Source organism: Synergistaceae bacterium, assembly GCA_017450125.1.
Classification (GTDB): Bacteria; Synergistota; Synergistia; order Synergistales; family Aminobacteriaceae; genus JAFUXM01.
The window spans coordinates 83,810-101,225 of the sequence record JAFSWZ010000039.1; the positions used below are offsets into that span (position 1 = coordinate 83,810).

At 54.5% G+C, this 17,416-nt stretch carries 19 protein-coding genes; 7 read left to right on the plus strand and 12 right to left on the minus strand.

Annotated elements, in window-relative coordinates:
* Window positions 1-60 precede the first annotated feature (60 nt).
* Window positions 61-1,437, minus strand: a complete 1,377-nt coding sequence (locus IJT02_09245) for a TrpB-like pyridoxal phosphate-dependent enzyme (GenBank protein ID MBQ7545110.1) — start codon at window positions 1,435-1,437, stop codon at window positions 61-63.
* Window positions 1,438-1,629: 192 nt separating this feature from the next.
* Between IJT02_09245 and tig the strand changes: the two genes are divergently transcribed.
* The 5 genes from tig to IJT02_09270 all read left to right on the plus strand — a co-directional run bounded on the left by tig (window position 1,630) and on the right by IJT02_09270 (window position 6,531).
* Complete coding sequence (gene tig / locus IJT02_09250) at window positions 1,630-3,003, plus strand: trigger factor (protein ID MBQ7545111.1); 1,374 nt, start codon at window positions 1,630-1,632, stop codon at window positions 3,001-3,003.
* A complete protein-coding gene (gene clpP, locus IJT02_09255) occupies window positions 3,003-3,587 on the plus strand; it encodes an ATP-dependent Clp endopeptidase proteolytic subunit ClpP (GenBank protein MBQ7545112.1) in 585 nt (194 codons plus the stop codon). Before tig ends, clpP begins: the two co-directional genes overlap by 1 nt.
* A gap of 2 nt (window positions 3,588-3,589) precedes the next feature.
* Window positions 3,590-4,912, plus strand: a complete 1,323-nt coding sequence (gene clpX, locus IJT02_09260) for an ATP-dependent Clp protease ATP-binding subunit ClpX (protein MBQ7545113.1) — start codon at window positions 3,590-3,592, stop codon at window positions 4,910-4,912.
* Window positions 4,905-5,543: a YihA family ribosome biogenesis GTP-binding protein gene (locus IJT02_09265; protein MBQ7545114.1), complete on the plus strand. Its 639-nt coding sequence runs from the start codon at window positions 4,905-4,907 to the stop codon at window positions 5,541-5,543. Before clpX ends, IJT02_09265 begins: the two co-directional genes overlap by 8 nt.
* Before the next feature lie 142 nt (window positions 5,544-5,685).
* Window positions 5,686-6,531 carry a class I SAM-dependent methyltransferase gene (locus IJT02_09270; protein ID MBQ7545115.1) on the plus strand — a complete coding sequence of 282 codons (846 nt, stop codon included), beginning with the start codon at window positions 5,686-5,688 and terminating at the stop codon, window positions 6,529-6,531.
* A gap of 52 nt (window positions 6,532-6,583) precedes the next feature.
* Here IJT02_09270 and IJT02_09275 read toward each other — a convergent pair whose 3' ends face one another.
* From IJT02_09275 to IJT02_09300, 6 genes are all read right to left on the minus strand, one after another.
* On the minus strand, window positions 6,584-6,841 hold the full coding sequence (locus IJT02_09275) for a barstar family protein (protein MBQ7545116.1): 258 nt from the start codon (window positions 6,839-6,841) through the stop codon (window positions 6,584-6,586).
* Entirely contained in the window at window positions 6,838-7,284 is a 447-nt protein-coding gene (locus IJT02_09280) for a hypothetical protein (GenBank protein MBQ7545117.1), read from the minus strand. Before IJT02_09280 ends, IJT02_09275 begins: the two co-directional genes overlap by 4 nt.
* Window positions 7,285-7,350: 66 nt before the next feature.
* Window positions 7,351-7,665, minus strand: a complete 315-nt coding sequence (trxA, locus tag IJT02_09285) for a thioredoxin (protein ID MBQ7545118.1) — start codon at window positions 7,663-7,665, stop codon at window positions 7,351-7,353.
* 12 nt (window positions 7,666-7,677) lie between these two features.
* Window positions 7,678-8,226, minus strand: a complete 549-nt coding sequence (locus IJT02_09290; protein ID MBQ7545119.1) for a glutathione peroxidase — start codon at window positions 8,224-8,226, stop codon at window positions 7,678-7,680.
* A 47-nt stretch (window positions 8,227-8,273) separates the two neighbouring features.
* Entirely contained in the window at window positions 8,274-8,588 is a 315-nt protein-coding gene (locus IJT02_09295) for a hypothetical protein (GenBank protein MBQ7545120.1), read from the minus strand.
* A gap of 89 nt (window positions 8,589-8,677) precedes the next feature.
* Window positions 8,678-9,328, minus strand: coding sequence for a hypothetical protein (locus IJT02_09300; GenBank protein ID MBQ7545121.1), 651 nt, complete (start codon window positions 9,326-9,328; stop codon window positions 8,678-8,680).
* Window positions 9,329-9,394: 66 nt separating this feature from the next.
* On the opposite strand from IJT02_09300, the gene IJT02_09305 reads away from it, so the two are divergent.
* Window positions 9,395-10,624: a M20 family metallo-hydrolase gene (locus IJT02_09305; GenBank protein ID MBQ7545122.1), complete on the plus strand. Its 1,230-nt coding sequence runs from the start codon at window positions 9,395-9,397 to the stop codon at window positions 10,622-10,624.
* 52 nt (window positions 10,625-10,676) lie between these two features.
* Here IJT02_09305 and IJT02_09310 read toward each other — a convergent pair whose 3' ends face one another.
* From IJT02_09310 to IJT02_09320, 3 genes are all read right to left on the minus strand, one after another.
* Window positions 10,677-11,648 (minus strand): ABC transporter permease, encoded by a 972-nt coding sequence (locus IJT02_09310; GenBank protein ID MBQ7545123.1) that lies wholly within the window; start codon window positions 11,646-11,648, stop codon window positions 10,677-10,679.
* Window positions 11,638-13,152: a sugar ABC transporter ATP-binding protein gene (locus IJT02_09315; protein MBQ7545124.1), complete on the minus strand. Its 1,515-nt coding sequence runs from the start codon at window positions 13,150-13,152 to the stop codon at window positions 11,638-11,640. The genes IJT02_09310 and IJT02_09315 overlap by 11 nt, the downstream gene beginning before the upstream one ends.
* 71 nt (window positions 13,153-13,223) lie before the next feature.
* Entirely contained in the window at window positions 13,224-14,150 is a 927-nt protein-coding gene (locus IJT02_09320) for a sugar ABC transporter substrate-binding protein (protein ID MBQ7545125.1), read from the minus strand.
* 88 nt (window positions 14,151-14,238) lie between these two features.
* Here IJT02_09320 and IJT02_09325 point away from each other — a divergent pair, with 88 nt between their 5' ends.
* Window positions 14,239-15,501 (plus strand): hypothetical protein, encoded by a 1,263-nt coding sequence (locus tag IJT02_09325; GenBank protein ID MBQ7545126.1) that lies wholly within the window; start codon window positions 14,239-14,241, stop codon window positions 15,499-15,501.
* Window positions 15,502-15,558: 57 nt separating this feature from the next.
* On the opposite strand, the gene IJT02_09330 is transcribed toward IJT02_09325, so the two are convergent.
* Complete coding sequence (locus tag IJT02_09330) at window positions 15,559-16,971, minus strand: hypothetical protein (GenBank protein ID MBQ7545127.1); 1,413 nt, start codon at window positions 16,969-16,971, stop codon at window positions 15,559-15,561.
* A gap of 17 nt (window positions 16,972-16,988) precedes the next feature.
* A complete protein-coding gene (locus IJT02_09335) occupies window positions 16,989-17,336 on the minus strand; it encodes a thioredoxin family protein (GenBank protein ID MBQ7545128.1) in 348 nt (115 codons plus the stop codon).
* Window positions 17,337-17,416: the final 80 nt, after the last annotated feature.

Consider the following 17,416-nt stretch of genomic DNA (forward strand, 5'->3'; position numbering starts at 1 on the left):
GGCGGGTGTTCGCAGTAATATACCACAAAGCCCGCCCTTAATCTTTATGCACGAGAAGCCTTACAAGTTCACATTCGGAATCGTAGCAAAACCTTTCGCCAAGTCCTCGTCCGTCGGAATGTAGTCCGTCATTGTTCCGTCGTTGTATTTCTCGTAGGCTACCATGTCGAAATACCCCGTCCCCGTAAGCCCGAAGATTATCGTCTTCTCTTCGCCTGTCTCCTTGCACTTCAGAGCCTCGTCAATCGCTACCCTGATTGCGTGTGAGCTCTCTGGCGCAGGAAGTATACCCTCAACGCGCGCGAACATCTCCGCCGCCTCGAAAACGCTGGTCTGTTCAACCGCAACAGCCTCCATCAGCCCGTCGTGGTACAGCTGGGAAAGTATGCTGCTCATTCCGTGATAGCGCAGTCCTCCCGCGTGGTTCGCACTCGGGATGAAGTCATGTCCCAATGTGTACATCTTGGCCATCGGGCAGACCTTGCCGGTGTCGCAGAAATCATACGCGAATTTCCCCCTAGTAAAACTCGGGCAGCTCGCAGGTTCAACGGCGATAATCTGATAGTCAGCTTCTCCCCTGAGTTTCTCGCCCATGAACGGAGAGATTAAGCCGCCGAGATTCGACCCGCCGCCGGCACAGCCTATGATTACGTCGGGCTTGATGCCGAACTTCTTGCAGGCCGCCTTAGTCTCGAGACCTATAACAGACTGGTGAAGCAGTACCTGATTCAGCACGCTCCCGAGAACGTAGCGGTAGCCCTCAGTTGATGTTGCGACCTCGACAGCCTCAGAGATTGCGCAACCGAGTGAGCCGGTAGTGTTGGGGTGCTCAGCGTTGATCTTCCTGCCAATGTTCGTGTCCATCGACGGCGAAGGAGTTACGCTCGCTCCGTAAGTACGCATGACTTCACGCCTGAAAGGTTTCTGCTCGTAGGAGACTTTCACCATGTAGACCTTGCACTCAAGCCCGAAGAACGAACACGCCATCGCAAGCGCAGTTCCCCACTGCCCCGCACCTGTCTCCGTCGTTACGCCCTTGAGGCCCTGCATCTTCGCGTAATACGCCTGAGCCATCGCAGAGTTCAGCTTGTGGCTTCCTGATGTGTTGTTGCCCTCGAACTTGTAGAAGATGTGCGCAGGAGTCCCCAGCAGCTTCTCGAGGAACACTGCATGAACCAGCGGGGAAGGCCTGTACATCTTATACGCACTCAGAATTTCGTCGGGAATGGGAATGTACGCGGTCGTGTCGTCGAGTTCCTGACGGATAAGCTCGTCGCAGAAAATCGGACGCATCTCCTCGAACGTTAAGGGCTTCAGCGTTCCGGGATGAATCAGCGGCGCGGGCTTGGTCTTCATGTCTGCGCGGACGTTGTACCACGAAGACGGTATCTCGCTCTCTTCAAGGTATATCTTGTAAGGCACATCAAGTTTGCTCACGAATATATATCCTCCTTGCTTTGTGTGAGGGTAATTATAAAGCAGGCGAACATTTTCTGTGTAGCATAATTGAGAGGAGGGAGCGTTTTTTACACCCCCTTTGATTTGTGATAGAATTTCCCAATCTCTTACAACAATCAATTATTATGCCCTGTTGACAGTTCAGGGCAAAGAAGGAGTCCTGAATCTAACATGAGAACCGAATTGCTGGGGCAGGAAAAAAATATTGTCCGCATCAAGATCGAGATCGAAGCCAGCGAATTTACCAGAGCCCTCAACAAAACACTTTCCGAACTTTCACAGCAGGTAAACATTCCGGGTTTCCGCAAAGGGCACGTAAAGCGCAGCGTCCTCGAGCTCCGTTACGGCCGCGAGTCAATCTACAATGAAGCACTCGACAAGATTATTCCCGACCAGATCAAGCAGGCCGTTGAAGATTACGACCTTGACCTTCTCGAACAGCCGGAACTTAAGCTCGACGCGAAGATAGAGGAAGGCAAGCCCGTAACAGGCGAGCTGGTATTTGAGGTCCGCCCGGAAGTAACTCTGCCGGACATTGACGGCATGGAGATAGAGAAGCCGATTAGCGAGGTCAACGATGAGGCCGTCGACAAGCTGGCGAAGAGGATACAGGTTCAGCTTGCGGACATCAAGGAGACTGACAGGCCGATACAGGACGGCGACCTGGTGGACATCGATCTGTCGATAGTTACCCTCAACGACGACGGAAGCGAAGAAGCCGAACAGCCCAAGCCCGGCGTTTCGCACGAGAAGATTAACCTGGCGGACGAGACTATACGCGTTCAGGTGCGTGAAGCACTCATCGGCAAGTCGCGCGGTGATGAGGTTACGGCGAGCTTCGACGTTGAGCCCGGACACGCTGACAGAACATTAGCCGGAAAGCACGTAAGCTACAGGATGAAGGTAGAGACGGTCTCGGAGTACATTCTTCCCGAGATAAACGAGGAGTTCTACAAGAAGGTTTTTGGCGAAGATACGGACATCAAGGACAATGAAGCCTTCCGTGCGCGTCTGAGGACAGACCTTGAGAAGGAAGTTGCGGAGACGAGCAGGACAGACCTGCAGAACCGCGCCGTAGAAATGGTAGTGAACGCTTCAGCTGTTGAAGTTCCCGACAGCCTCATAGAGCGTCAGGCACAGGGAATGCGCCGCGACGACGAGGAGTGGGCGCGCAGCAACAACATCAGCCTGACAGAGGCATACGCGCTCGACACGGAAGAGGGCAGGACAGGCTACGAGAAGCTGCTGCGCGACAGAGCGGAAGCCGCCGTGAAGAACGTCCTCGTGATGGACGCTGTGGCCAAGAAGTACGACGTTCACCTTGAACAGGCAGATCTCGATGCAGAGTTCCAGCGCAGGGCAGACCAGCTCAACGTCAGCAAGGCATTCGTGGCAAAATTCTTCTACGAGAACCGCACGCAGTTAGACCGCCTCGTAGACGAACTGCGCTGGGGGAAAATCGCTGATGCAATCATCGCACACATGACGGTTAAGGAAGTAGCGGAGCTGTCCCAGCCTCAGCCCGAAGCTCAGGAGAACAATTAATGCCGTACTACATTCCTTACGTAATCGAGCAGACCGGCAGGGGCGAACGCAGTTACGACATCTACAGCCGCCTTCTGAAGGACAGAATAATCTTTCTGGGCACAGAAATATCTGACGACGTAGCTAATTCCGTCGTCGCACAGCTTCTCTTCCTCGAGAGCGAAGACCCCGACAAGGACATCAGCCTGTACGTCAACAGTCCCGGCGGGAGCGTAACCGCAGGAATGGCGATCTACGACACGATGCAGTACATCAAGCCGCAGGTCTCCACAATCTGCGTGGGCTTGGCCGCGAGCATGGGGGCTGTACTTCTCGCCGGAGGTGCGAAGGGCAAACGCTTATCCCTGCCGAACGCTGAGATTATGATTCACCAGCCCTTAGGCGGAGCACGGGGGCAGGCAAGCGACATCGAGATACAGGCCAAGAACATCATCAAGGTCAAGGAGCGTTTGAACCGCATACTCGCCAAACACACGGGGCAGGACTACGAGACTGTTGCGCGCGACACCGACAGGGACAACTACATGACGGCGGAAGAAGCCATGAAGTACGGCCTTATCGACAAGATTATAGAGGCAAGGTAACGATGCCCGACAACAAGACAAAGAAGCCGGAGGATGACAGGTGTTCTTTCTGCGGAAAGACCCGCGCGATGGTTGATGACATGTTCGACGGGCCGGGCGGGAACGTGAGGATCTGCGACCAGTGCATAGCCCTGTGCAGCATCATGATGCTCGGCAAGAAACCGCAGGAACAGACTCCAATCCCGAAGATGCTTACACCGTTCGACCTTGAGGAGGAAGCTCCAGCAGCACCGAAGAAGGGCAGGACTTCAGTAACCGCGATAAAGCCCAGAGAGCTTAGCAGTTATCTGGATCAGTACGTAGTCGGGCAGTCGCGGGCGAAGAAAGTCGTCTCTGTTGCTGTGTACAACCATTACCAGAGAATACGCAACAACCTCGAGCAGAAGAATGCTGATGTTGAACTGCAGAAGAGCAACGTTCTGCTTCTTGGCCCGACTGGTTCAGGTAAGACGCTCATAGCCCAGACGCTCGCACGGAAGCTGAACGTACCTTTTGCGATTGCTGATGCTACGACGCTCACTGAGGCGGGGTACGTCGGCGAGGACGTAGAGAATATACTTGTAAGATTACTGCAGGCGGCGGATTACGACCTTAAGGCGGCGGAACGCGGAATAATCTACCTTGACGAGATAGACAAGATTTCGCGCAAGTCAGAGTCAACGTCAATCACGCGCGATGTCAGCGGCGAGGGAGTACAGCAGGCCTTGCTGAAGATTCTCGAGGGCACAATCTCGAACATTCCCCCGAAAGGCGGCAGGAAGCACCCTCACCAAGAGTTCATACAGATCAACACAGAGAACATCTTGTTTATCTGCGGGGGGGCATTCGACGGCCTTGAACCCATCGTAGCGAGAAGAGAACTGCAGAAGTCGCTGGGTTTCGGCGGAGAGCTGGCCAAGAAGTCGGGGAGCTATGAGATTCTGCGGAAGGTACAGCCTGAAGACCTCGTAACTTACGGCTTTATCCCCGAGCTTGTCGGGCGTATTCCCGTGCTGGTTGCGCTCGAGGAACTCGACAAGGAAGCGTTCATCCGTATTCTGCAGGAGCCCAAGAACGCGCTGGTGAAACAGTACAGCCACATGTTAGCGATGGACGGGGTTACGCTGGAGTTCACGCCTGACGCGCTCGACAAGATTGCTGAACTGGCAGTAGCCCGCAAGACCGGCGCAAGAGGCCTCCGCTCGATAATGGAGAACCTCATGCTCGATATAGAGTACGAGCTTCCGTCGCTTCCCGACACCGACAAGAAGGGCAAAAAGTTAATCATCACTCCCGAAGCTGTAGAGGGAAGTATCTCATCACTGGAACAGCTGTTGCATGACTAGCATACAGTTCAAGAACGTCAGGCTTGAGGCAACGTGCTTCAGGCCTGACCAGCTTATACCCGAAGAGCTGCCCGAAATCGCCATAGCTGGCCGCTCGAACGTCGGCAAGTCCTCGCTCATCAACGCTCTGCTGAACGTTAAGCTGGCCAAGACCGGCAAGACTCCCGGCAAGACACGGAGCATAAACTTCTACCGCGTCGACACGTCCGAAGGCGTGAGCTTCAGGCTGGTTGACCTTCCGGGCTACGGCTACGCGGCACGAAGCGCGGACGAACGCAACGACTGGCAGAGGCTCATAACCGCGTATGTTCGGAGCAGGGAAGCATTGAGACTGGTGATGCACCTTGTGGACTTCCGGCACGGGCTCATGAAGAACGACCGCGAACTTCAGGAGTGGGTGAGGAGTGCAGGGAAGAGTATCTTTGTGGTGTTCACGAAGGCGGACAAGATTGCGCGCGGAAAGTGGAAGAGTACGCGTGAAGGCTACGTGAGGGACGGGCTGTACTCGTACGACGTGCCGGTGATTACGTCGTCGGAGAGCCGCGAGGGAGTAGATGCTCTGCGGGAATTTGTAGTGAAGTTCCTGAAGGACAGTGCTATAATAGCGGACAATTCCCAAGAAATGAGGTAGACAAAATTGACTGACGAGGCTATAATACAAGCCACAAGCCACAAGCCACAAGCCACCTGTAATTTTACCCGATAAACCCTTCGAAGATTTCGAGCGCGAAAGACTTGACCCCATCTACGACATTGTTGCTCCGTACTCCGAGATGAGCAGAACTGAACGCTACTTTCTCAACGGCATAATACGCGCCCTCAAGCCCAAAAAAATTCTCGAGGTCGGAGTGGCCAACGGCGGAGGCACCGCAATAATCCTCAACGCAATATCTGACCTTGACGGAACAGAACTGTACTCCGTCGACTATCTGGAGAAATCGTACAGGTATCCCGGCAAACCTTCAGGCTTCCTTGTCGAAGAAAAGTTCCCGCAGCTCATGGACAAATGGCACGTCTTCAGGGGAGGGGATGTCTCGCGCTTCATCGAAGAGATCGGCGGAGACATTGACCTGCTCATGCTTGACACTGTTCACACTCACCCGTGGGAGACGCTGAACTTCTTGTGTATCCTGCCGTTCATGAAGCGGGACTCGTGGACTGTCCTTCATGACATCAGCTTGTTCACGCGTCCTGAGGCACGTTACGCGCTTGCGTGCCGCTACTTGTTCGCTAGTGTGGTGTCTGAAGCGAAGATTACGCCGCGCCCTGAGGCAGAAGACAGGAAGTTCGCCAACATCGGAGCGTTCAAGGTCTCTGAGGTCATGGACAGGCACATCGGCAACCTGTTCGAAGCTCTGGTAATCCCGTGGAACATCAATGTTCTGGACAGGGATCTGGCTGACATCAGGAGGATAATCGAGCGGTATTATTCGCCCGAGCAGTACAGATTCTTCTGTGATGTTCTGGAGGTGCAGGAGTACATGTTCAAGCATCCCATCACGCTGAAAGAAGGCCTCAAGAGCAGCCTCAGGCAGAGGAGCAGCGCAAGGGTGTTCTCGTTCCTGCAGAGGGCGAAGCGGTCTGTGAAGAGAGTCGGACAGTCTCTGTTGAGGCGGTAAAAATTATGCCCTCCCCAGTTGTGCCGGAGAGGGTCATTCTGTCCTGCTGAACTCAGGCCAAGACCTTCAAGCCCGGATTCTCCTCCGCACTGTCCCTGAAGACCTCCATCACTCTGGCGAAGTAACTTCCGCTGACTTTCTCCGTGTTCACGAACTCAACCTGTACATCATCAAGTTCCGTTAAGCAGTCATGAAGAGCGTCGAGATTCCCGCCGTAATACTCCGGGAAATTCAGAGCCCCGCGCAAGTACTCGTGTGCTTCGTCCTTCGTCTGAAGCCTCAGGGCATCAAGCTCAACCCTCATCGTCATTTCCCCTTTCCGTAAAGAAGCTCGAACGTGTTGTAGTGGTCTTCGGTGTAGTAGATCAGCCCGTCGTTGGAGAAGATTATACGTTTCGCGTTGCGCCGCCCGCCCCGGTAATCTATGTCGCACTCGTAGTACTGCCGACCTTTTTTCGTCGGAAGAAGCTGCTCGTAGTTCCCGAACCTGTCTCCGCCGATGCTCTTGCCCGGAGCTACCTTGTTGAGGTTGCCCTGTGAGCTCACCCAGCCCAGCCTTCGTGCCTGCTCCTTCGTGATGTAGTTGCTCGGCAGATGCCCGAACTTGTTGATGTACGCGGCTACGTACTCCTTCGAGGTGTATGTGCCGTCCTTCTCGACGTAAACTCTCGGTGCTGCCTCAAGCGAGAACGCCAGCGTGAAGCTCAGCAGCAAGACCACGAGCATACGAAAAATCTTTGTGTTGCGTATCATGTGTATTGTCCTTTCAGGGAAAATTTACCCTCCCCGTTGTTCAGGAGAGGGTTTTAGTTGGTGAGATTACAGGTTCGACGTGAACCACTCGCGCAGTTCGTCCGCAGTCTGGAAGCCCACATGACGAGCCGCTACCTTGCCGTCCTTGAACAGCACGATGTTCGGGATGCTCATCACACGGAGCTTCTTCACGATACCTTTGTTCTCGTCAGCGTCAGCCTTGAAGAACGCCGCCTTGTCCGCGAACTCCTCAGACAGTGCCTCGACGACCGGCGCAATCATCTTGCACGGCCCGCACCAAGTCGCCCACACATCCAGCAGAGCAACGGGAGCTGCCTCTACCGCAGAAAGATCATCATTCTCGACAACGTTTACTGCCATTGTTCACGCCTCCTACAGCAGGGACACAACGAAATCTTCTACTGCCTTCATGTCAGCAGTAGGCTCGAAACGCGCAACAACATTCCCTGCGCGGTCAACGACGAACTTAGTGAAGTTCCACTTGATGTCGGGCTTCTTCGCGTAATCAGGGTCAGCTTTGCCGAGCATGTCATCAAGTACAGCCGCCAGCTTGTGTCCTTCGCCAAATCCAGCAAAGCCCTTCTGAGCCTTCAGGAACGTATACAGAGGGAGTTCATCCGGGCCGTTCACGTTGGACTTCTTGAACTGCTCAAACTGCGTGTCGTAGTTGAGGGTGCAGAACTCGTGAATCTCGTCATCAGAGCCGGGTGCCTGCCCGCCGAACTGGTTGCAGGGGATATCAATGATCTCGAGGCCTCTGTCGTGATAAGCCTCGTACATTTTTTCGAGGGGCTCGTACTGGGGAGTGAAGCCGCAGCCCGTCGCTGTGTTGACGATGACCAGAACTTTGCCCTTGAAGGCAGAGAGCTTGACCTCTTCGCCTTTGGGCGTGAAGACGGAATAATCATATACAGTGCTCATGTCTTAACCTCCGTTGTGGGAATATGTGCATCAATTATACAGCACACTTACAGCCATTTGGTTGGGAGTTTGCGCCTTAAGAGCCTGTTAAAGCGCATCTTAAGCCTGAGTATCTTATCAGGGTCATTGCTGAGGCAGCGTTTTACCAGAGACTTTATGCCGTTATTGACGCGATAGCTCAGCCTGCAGAATATTGCGCCGCATTTTGCTGTCATTGCCTGCTCATATTCATGATCAGGGAACATGAACGAAGCTATATCTTCCTGAGTGAGCGGACGGTCTTGTATAAATGCGTTGGGGATAATCATGAAGCTGTTCTCGTCCTCGATGCCGGTCGTGAAGTTCATGAGCCTCTTCTGCATGTGAAGGTAAAGGTACTCGCGGCTTGTTTCGGAGTCTACGTCAGCGGGGATTGAGTATATCTTTCCGTTCCTCCAGACGAAGGCGGGAATTACCTCCTCAGTATTGCCAAAAGCTCTGAACTCTTTTGTGATAGGGTGTATATCTGCGTAGTTCCGTACGTAGTAATGCCCCCCCACCCGTGCATAAAAGTACTGAACAGGTTTTCAGACAGAGCAAACTCATCGAGGCCTATATATCTCTGCACTCTGTATATGTCCCTGTAGGAGATGTTCCAGCCCGGCAACTTGTGGAGTGCAAAGTGTTTTACGTCCTCAGTGTTGCGGAGGAGCTGAAGGTGTCCGTTCCGATATAACCTGCTGTACCTGTCGAGCAGGTCATCAGTGATGAATTTGCTCATGTCTCCCCAGACAAGGTCGCAGTCGCAGAAGCCCCAGAAGTCGAAGCCTTCAAGATAGTCCTCAAAGATAAGACCGTACATAGGCCTGTAGTCGCACAGCTTGTAGGGAGTGTTCAGCACCGGCTCAAAGTCTAGGTACTTGGCCGCGCGCTTCCTTATCTCCTCGAGGGTCATTGCGTGAACCTGAACATTGGCAGGAATGTTATAGCCTGACATGTCGATATCCGTGAAGATCATGAACGTGAACGACGGGTTAGCTCCCGCACTCTTGAGCCACAGCGGGAAATAGTTCGGGAACTTGCCGTAGTAAGGGAGTATCAGCGCAACAGAATGCTTATTCATCCGTGTACCTCCTTGTGAAAGTTTGAGATAATAATACACCAATTCCAATGAGAGGCAGTGAATTAATTGCGTACAAAGATTTTGCAGAAAGCGGAGTTCCTTCGCGGCTCAATGGTTGATACACTTTCTCACCTCTGCACATTCCCTGCGATTTCTCCGCACAACGGAGGCACGGGCGAGGAAGCAAAGCTGCAGGAGCTCAAGAAGATAATCGAGTCATTCGGCCTTAAGGGAGCAACGCTGAAGATAGAGCGCGTCGACGACGAAGTCTCGCCAACAGGAAACCGCCCCTCCTTGCTCCTCGAGTATCCCGGCAGGAAGAAGCAGAGACTGTGCATTCTCTCACACATCGACGTTGTGCCGGAAGGAGACCGCAGCGCGTGGACGCTTGATCCCTTTGCGCCGGAAGTCAGAGGAGAGAGGCTCTACGGGCGCGGAGTCAGCGACAACGGAACGTGCTTAGTGAGTTCGCTCTATGCGTTGAAGGCACTGCTTGATGCTGGGGGTGAACCTGAATACACGATACTTCTCGCGTTTGTTGCGGACGAGGAGATGGGAAGCCATTACGGGCTTGAACCTCTGCTAGAGCGCGGAGACCTCTTCAGGAGTGATGATTTGGTGGTTGTCCCTGATTCAGGGAATGACGCGGGGGATTTCGTCGAGATTGCGGAGAAGGCGATGCTTAGGCTGGCATTCACGGTTACAGGCAAGCAGGTACACGCCTCACTTCCGCACAGAGGGCTGAACGCCTGCCGTGTCGCAAACATGCTGGCGTATGAGATTGATGAAGCACTGCACAAGAACTTCACGCAGAAGGACGATACGTTTGACCCGCCGTTCTCGACGTTCGAGCCCACGCGCAGAGCCGCCAACGTTCCTGCGGTGAACATCGTGCCGGGACGTGAACGCTTCGAGTTCGACTGCAGGGTGTTACCATCTGTGCCGCTTGATGATGTGATTGATGTCGTCAAGAAGACGTGTGCTCGCGTCGAAGCAATTACAGGGGCGAAGATTGCGCTTGAGCCCGACATAGCAGAATCCGCGCCGGTAACTAGCCCTGATGCTGAGGTGTGCAGGCTGCTCGTTAAGTGCGTTCGTGAGGTGTTGAACGTTGAGCCCAAGACAGGCGGAGTCGGCGGAGGAACGTTCGCGGCGTTCTTCAGGCGGAAGGGCATCCCTGCGGTGGTGTGGTCTCAGGAGAGCGGGGGAGTTGCGCACCAGCCCGACGAGTACACGGACATAGATTACCTCATGAACAACGCGAAAGTTTTTGCGCTGATGATGGCCGGAGAATAACTGCACAAAAAACCCCCTCACACATTCGGAGGGGGCTTCCGTTTACACTTAATTACTTCCTCTGCTTCTTCAGCATGTCAACATACACTGCGAGAAGGATAACTACGCCTTTCGCTATCTGCTGCCAGAATGAATTAAGCCCCAGAAGGTTCAAGCCGTTGTTCAGGACTCCGATGATGAGTACGCCGATGAAGGTTGAGCCGATTTTGCCGACACCGCCGGACATTGACGTTCCGCCCAGAACCGTTGCCGCAATCGCGTCCATCTCGAAGGCCTGTCCTGCTGTGGGCTGACCGGATGCCATGCGCGCGCACAGAACTACTCCCGTGAACGCCGCAAGGAATCCGCTCATCGTGTAGACCAGCATCTTCGTGCGGGCAACATTAACGCCGGAGAAGATAGCCGCCTTGTCGTTGCCGCCGACTGCGTAGACGTGCCGCCCGAATCTCGTCTTGCTGAGCAGAATCACGCAGATTATCAGGAACACTGCCATGTAGATTACGGGGTACGGTATCGGCCCGAGATAGCCCGTCCCTATGATCTGGTACTCAGGAATCATTGCGCGGATGGGCTGGCCGTTGCTGTAGATGTACGCAGCACCTCTGGCCATCTGCATCATCGCCAAAGTTACGATGAAGGGAGGTATTGTTGTCTTCGCGATCACGAAGCCGTTGAACAGACCTAGAGCCGTACCGATGATGATTGACGTGGCGACTGCGCCCGGAACGCTGAAGCCGCTCTTGACGATGAGACCCGCGCTCAGAGTTCCCGAGATTGCGAGGATTGAGCCGACTGAAAGGTCAATTCCGCCGGTGATTATCGCGAAGGTCATTCCGAACGCAAGGCACGCATTCGACGAAACCTGACGCAGAACGTTCACGAGGTTGCGCTGTGAATAGAATACCCCGTTTGTCGTGAATGACAGGATTACGCACATTATCAGTAACCCTATCAGCGTTCCCATGTTGTCCTTAAGGTAGCGCACTACCCCGTTCTGTGCCTTAATTTTATTCTCAAGCGGCATTGCTAGTTCCTCCGTTTCCTGTTGCGTAACGCATGATTAATTCCTGGCTCAGCTCGTTCTTGCCGAGATTCGCCGTAACTCTTCCTTCGTGCATGACTAATACCCTGTCGCTCATGTTGATTACTTCCGGCAGGTCTGAACTTATCATCAGGATTGCTACTCCCTGCTTGGCCAGTTCGTTCATGAAGCCGTAAATCTCCGCCCTCGCGCCAACGTCAACGCCTCTTGTGGGTTCGTCAAGGATGAGGAGCTTCGGTTTTGTCGCCAGCCACTTCGCAATGACTATCTTCTGCTGGTTTCCGCCGCTGAGGTTCTCCGCGAGCTGGTCGGGTGTCGGTGTCTTTATCGCGAGCTCCTGAATGTGCCGTGCAATCTCCTCTACCTCGCGCGATGGGTTGCCCAGCGGATGCCCCTTGTAGAGCTCGTGAAGTATCGTCAATGTCAGGTTGTACCCGACGGAGTTGATGAGCACTAAGCCTTCTTCCTTGCGGTTCTCGGGGACGAGAGCTATTCCGTTGTTCATTGCGTCCCTGACCGAGCGGATGTGCACGGGTTGTCCCTCAATCAGGATTTGTCCCGTATAATTCGGGTCAATCCCGAAGATGCAGTGTGAGGTCTCGCTTCTGCCTGCACCGACGAGGCCGGACATTCCGACAATCTCGCCTTCACGCACCGCGAAGGATACGCCGTTCACGAAAGGAGGGCTCACAAGGTCTTTGACCTCAAGCACAACTTTGCCGGGCGTAACTGCGTCCTTGAAGTACAGCTGTGTGAGCTCACGTCCGACCATCATCGCTATAAGCTGGTCGTTGGTGGTCTCGCGGGTGTTGACCGTCCCGACGTACTGGCCGTCGCGCATAATCGTAACCCTGTCCGTGATGGCGAATAGCTCGCTCATTCTGTGGGAGATGTAGATTATGCCGATGCCCTCAGCCTTAAGCTGCCTCATCGTCTCGAAGAGTACTTCTGTCTCCTTGTCGGTGAGTGAGGCTGTGGGCTCGTCCATCACGAGGATGTCCGCGTCGACGGAGAGTGCCTTTGCGATCTCGACCATCTGCTGCTGTGCAATGCTCAAGTCCTTGATGAGCGTGTTCGGGTCAAAGTCCAGTCCTAGACGGGTAAGCAGCTTCCTAGCTTCCTCGTTCTCCTGCCCGCGCTTGATGATGCCGCCGACGTTGCGCTCCCGGCCAAGAAACATGTTCTCCGCTATCGACAGGTACGGCACAAGGCACAGTTCCTGATGGATTACGCTGATGCCGTGAGCCTGTGAGTCCGCAACGCTACGCATGATGTGGGACTCGCCCTTGACGATGACTTCTCCTTCTTCGGGGATGTATATTCCGGCCAAGCACTTGATGAGGGTTGACTTGCCCGCTCCGTTTTCGCCTAACAGTGCGTGAACTTCTCCGGCTCTCAGCTCAAAATTTACGTCCTTCAGCGCGTAAACGCCGGGAAACTTCTTGTGGATATGCTTCATTTCAAGCAGTATCTTGTCTTCTGCCATGAAAGATTTTCACCTCCATACATAAATAAGAGGCAAGAGCCGTTAAGCATCCTGCCTCTGTGTGTCAGATTCTACTGCCAGCCGTCAACGCCGAACTCGTCAACGTTCTCTGCCGTGATGAGCGTTACGGGTACGGGTACGTGCTTCTCGACCTTCTCGCCAGCGAGAATCTTGTACGCCATCTCTACGCCGATCTTGCCGATGTTGATGGGGGACTGCGCCGCTGTGCCGGTCATCATGCCGTCCTTGATCATCTTCTTCGCGTCGGGCGAACCGTCAACGCCGTAGATGAGCACGCCCTCAAGAGCGTTCGCCGCGCGGAGTGCCTGGATTACGCCGAGTGCTGTCGGGTCATTCACGCACATAACGACTGCCATGTCGGGGATTGCCTGAATGATGTTCTCCATCTTGGGCATCGCTATCTCGAGCTGGCCTTCGCTGCTGTCTTCCTGAGCAATCGTGAACTCCGGGTGCTCCTCGATGATCTTCTTGAAGTTCGCGATTCTGTCAACGCCTGACTTCGTGGTGGGATGGCCGAGAATGACTGCCTTGCCGCCCTTCGGAAGACGCTTGAGCATATCTTCTCCGCAGACGAGCCCTGCCGCGAGGTTGTCGCTTGCGACTATGCAGGCTACGTACTCTTCATCGTAGACGGGTGCGTCAACGTTGACGATGGGGATGCCCGCTTCGTGAGCCGCAAGAAGTCCGGGAGCGACTGCCTGCCAGTCTACGGGGTTGAGGAAGATTGCGTCCACGCCCTGAGCGACCATGTCCTCGATCTGGCTGATCTGCTTCACTGCGTCGAGCGCGGGGTCAAGCGTGATGAGGGTATCGCCGTTGGCTTCGACTGCTGCCTTGATTGCGTCGTTCATGACACCGAAGAACGGATTGTTCATGGTCATGTAGGTTGCGCCGAACTTTCTGCCCTGAGCACCTGCGACGCTGAACGATGCGACAACGAGGAGTACTGCGAGGAACAACACAAAGAGTTTCTTCATAAGAGAATACCTCCTGCAACGATATAGAATTGTGAATAAAAAAATGGGTGCTAGGATTATACAACATTTTATTGTGAGGTGTACCAGCATGAATTACTATCTCGGAATAGACACAGGCACAACGTCAATCAGCATAGCCGCCGTCAGTGAAGCCCGCGAACTCCTCAAGAGCATAACCATCAACCACAACGCTTTTCTTCCTTTGCCCGGCAGAATCCAGAACCCCGAGCGCATCAAGTCCCTCGTCCTCGAAGCAGTTGACGGCCTTACGCGTGAACTTGGCCAGCCGTCGGCGATAGGCTTCACCGGTCAGATGCACGGCATACTGTACGTGAACGCGAGGGGTGAAGCAGTTTCTCCGCTGTGGACGTGGCAGGACGCTTGCGGGGATGACTGCCTTCCTCTTTTGCGCGGACACGGCCTGAAAGTCTCGTCGGGTTACGGTACGGCAACTCACCTTCACCTTCAGCGCGCGGGCAAAATTCCGGCAGAGGCGGTGAAGTTCACGACAATAAGCGACTACATAGCAATGACCTTGTGCGGCAACACTGAGCCCGTACTCTCCTCCGACATGGCGGCAAGTCTGGGATGCTTTGACCTCCGGCGCAGGGAGTTCATGACGGACAGACTAGTTGAGGCCGGAGCAGATGTCTCGTACCTTCCGCGCGTGCTGAAAGGCTATGCTGTTGTTGGCGAAACAGCTTCAGGAGTGCCGGTAGTGTGTTCGATGGGCGACAATCAGGCGGCGGTGAAAGGCTCGCTGAAGGACGAGGCGGCTTCGCTGCTCGTGAACGTCGGGACGGGCTCGCAGGTGTCGTTTGTATCGCGGGAATACGTCGATGTTTCGGGGGACGTTGAGCTGCGGCCTTACGGTGAAGGCTTTGTGCTGGCGGGAGCGGCTTTGTGCGGAGGGAGAGCCTACGCGATTCTGGAGAAGTTTTGCCGGGAACTGGCGGGGCGCGAGTGCTGGGGGCTGATGGCGGAGAAGGCTGAAGAGTTCCTGAAGGGCGGAGGTACAGCGTGGGAGGTTGAGACTACGTTTATGGGAACGAGGTCAGACCCGGAAAAGCGCGGGAGCATTCGCGGGATAAGCGAGGAGAACTTCTGCGTCGGGTCGCTGACAGTGGGGGTGCTTCGCGGGATTCTCGGCGAACTTCACGGAATGTACGAGGTCATGACGCGCTTGACGGGCAGGAAGGCGAGTGTTCTTGTAGGCTCTGGCAACGGAATGCGGAAGAATCCCTTGATGCAGAGGCTTGCGGGCGAGATGTTCGGGATGAAGGTAGAGATTCCTGCGTTCACGGAAGAGGCGGCGTGCGGGTGTGCGATGTGCGCGATAGAGGCACGCTAACCCACAACAAAGCCGGGACTCCCTCACAGAATCCCGGCTTACGTCTTCTCAGCTAACTTACTTCTTGCAGATGCCGTCCAGCCACTCGAACAGCTCCGGCAGGTCGTAATTCCCGTCGTGAGGAACATTCCACACCGCCGCAACATCAGCATCATACCCCGCCTGCTTCAGCTTCAGTGCAAGGATCGCCGGAATAGCCAGCGAAGTGTCCCTGTCCTTAACGCCGTGCCGAATGCGCCAGTACTTTGCTGTGCTGACTCCCTCTTTGCCGATGAAGTTCATCGGGTTCATGACGTATATCTTATCTGCGTCAGCCATCGCAGGCTTCTCCGCCGTCGAATGCTCGAAAGCATAAGCAGTGAAATGTGCGTCCGCAAACTCGTTGTTCTCAAAGCTCTTCATGTTCAGCGAGTCGAACGCAGGAGCGGCCTTCATTCTCGTTGCCCACTCCGCATACTCCTCGAGGTCAACGCCGGTAACCTTGCCTTCATCCTCGTCAACCTCCAGCCACTCGAGCCCGAGAACGTTCTCTCCTGCGTCAAGTGCCTTCTGTGCCGCCGCAATGTACAGCCCCTCAATGTACTCCTTGAACGACCCGTCGCCGTCATCGTCGAGCTCGTAACCCTCGAGTTCAAGGCTGTTGAGGTACGCGGGGAAAGCTGCCTTCAGCGCGTCGGAGGCCGCCTTCATGTTGTCGTCCATCTCGCGCGCCGGGCCCATGTGGTAGGTGTTCACGCCGTTGAATATCCATTCATAGGCCATGTCAGCATTCTCGAGGTTAGTGATAGGGCAGTACACGACTGACGCAAAAATATCGTCGCGTTCTTCCTCTGCACCTATAGCCTGAAGGTAGGGCTCGTACTCTTTTGCGTTGCCGGTTGCTCCGAGAAGTGAAGAGAGTGCTCCGCCCGCGCTCAGTCCGTCGGAGATAATCTTCTCCGTGTCGCCCGCAGGAAGCCTGTCCTTGTTATGGCGTACCCAGCGAACTGCCGCCTTGTAGTCCACGATTAACGCGGGAGCTTTGCCGTTCTCGAGAGTGCGTCCGCGAATCGCAGGAGAAATCACAACGTACCCCTTCGAGAGTGCGTACAGTGCAACGTTCGGTGTTCCGTGCCGCGTGTCGTTTGCTGGGATGAACTGCTTGCCCGGCAGGTAGCCGCCGACTCCGTTCGGCATCAGAATGGGCGCAGTCTTGGCCGTGTAGCCGTTGATGGTCTCACCGTGAAAATACTCCTCAGGTACGTAGATATTCAGCCTCTGGTACTCGGGCTCAACAGGGTTCTTGACGTAGGGGATGTCCAGCCACGAACGGAAGGTTACGAGCTTGTCCCCCGCAAGCAGTGTCTGTGAAACTCTGTTGCCCGGAGGCATCGTGATAGAGTCAGCAGGACCGTTCGCGAAATCCGCCGCCGCTGAGCACGAACACAACGACACCGCAACTATAACCGCACATAACAGCTTGAATCTCATGTACAACAACTCCTCCTCTACAGCCTTATTCCGGCCTTCCTGAACACCGCGACTACTGCATCAAGACTCTTGTAGCCGACTTCCTGCGCAACTACTTTGCCTGAGGCATCACGGAACAGCAGAGTAGGCACGTAACGTACATTGTACTTCCGTGCAATGTCGGGGTTGTCCTCGAGGAATATGTGCGCCGTCGAGACTTTACCCTGATATTTCGCGTCTATCTGCTTCATGACCTTCTCCATCTGTGAACACGCCGGACATGTCTTCGTCGAAAGCATAGTTACAGAAGGAAGAGCAGCCGATGCACAACCGCACAACACCATCACCAGCACAAGAGCTGATAACATCTTCACGCTGAACTTCATTGCAATACACTTCCTTATGATGAATTTGCCTGCATTCTACAAAACCTTGCGCGTTAATCACAATACACAATAATAACTAA

Coding starts and splice junctions, on each gene's coding strand:
- tig (MBQ7545111.1), top strand. CDS start 1,630: ATGAGAACCGAATTGCTGGGGCAGGAAAAAAATATTGTCCGCATCAAG.
- clpP (MBQ7545112.1), top strand. CDS start 3,003: ATGCCGTACTACATTCCTTACGTAATCGAGCAGACCGGCAGGGGCGAA.
- clpX (MBQ7545113.1), top strand. CDS start 3,590: ATGCCCGACAACAAGACAAAGAAGCCGGAGGATGACAGGTGTTCTTTC.
- IJT02_09265 (MBQ7545114.1), top strand. CDS start 4,905: ATGACTAGCATACAGTTCAAGAACGTCAGGCTTGAGGCAACGTGCTTC.
- IJT02_09270 (MBQ7545115.1), top strand. CDS start 5,686: ATGAGCAGAACTGAACGCTACTTTCTCAACGGCATAATACGCGCCCTC.
- IJT02_09275 (MBQ7545116.1), bottom strand. CDS start 6,841: ATGACGATGAGGGTTGAGCTTGATGCCCTGAGGCTTCAGACGAAGGAC.
- IJT02_09280 (MBQ7545117.1), bottom strand. CDS start 7,284: ATGATACGCAACACAAAGATTTTTCGTATGCTCGTGGTCTTGCTGCTG.
- trxA (MBQ7545118.1), bottom strand. CDS start 7,665: ATGGCAGTAAACGTTGTCGAGAATGATGATCTTTCTGCGGTAGAGGCA.
- IJT02_09290 (MBQ7545119.1), bottom strand. CDS start 8,226: ATGAGCACTGTATATGATTATTCCGTCTTCACGCCCAAAGGCGAAGAG.
- IJT02_09295 (MBQ7545120.1), bottom strand. CDS start 8,588: ATGCAGAAGAGGCTCATGAACTTCACGACCGGCATCGAGGACGAGAAC.
- IJT02_09300 (MBQ7545121.1), bottom strand. CDS start 9,328: ATGAATAAGCATTCTGTTGCGCTGATACTCCCTTACTACGGCAAGTTC.
- IJT02_09310 (MBQ7545123.1), bottom strand. CDS start 11,648: ATGCCGCTTGAGAATAAAATTAAGGCACAGAACGGGGTAGTGCGCTAC.
- IJT02_09315 (MBQ7545124.1), bottom strand. CDS start 13,152: ATGGCAGAAGACAAGATACTGCTTGAAATGAAGCATATCCACAAGAAG.
- IJT02_09320 (MBQ7545125.1), bottom strand. CDS start 14,150: ATGAAGAAACTCTTTGTGTTGTTCCTCGCAGTACTCCTCGTTGTCGCA.
- IJT02_09325 (MBQ7545126.1), top strand. CDS start 14,239: ATGAATTACTATCTCGGAATAGACACAGGCACAACGTCAATCAGCATA.
- IJT02_09330 (MBQ7545127.1), bottom strand. CDS start 16,971: ATGAGATTCAAGCTGTTATGTGCGGTTATAGTTGCGGTGTCGTTGTGT.
- IJT02_09335 (MBQ7545128.1), bottom strand. CDS start 17,336: ATGAAGTTCAGCGTGAAGATGTTATCAGCTCTTGTGCTGGTGATGGTG.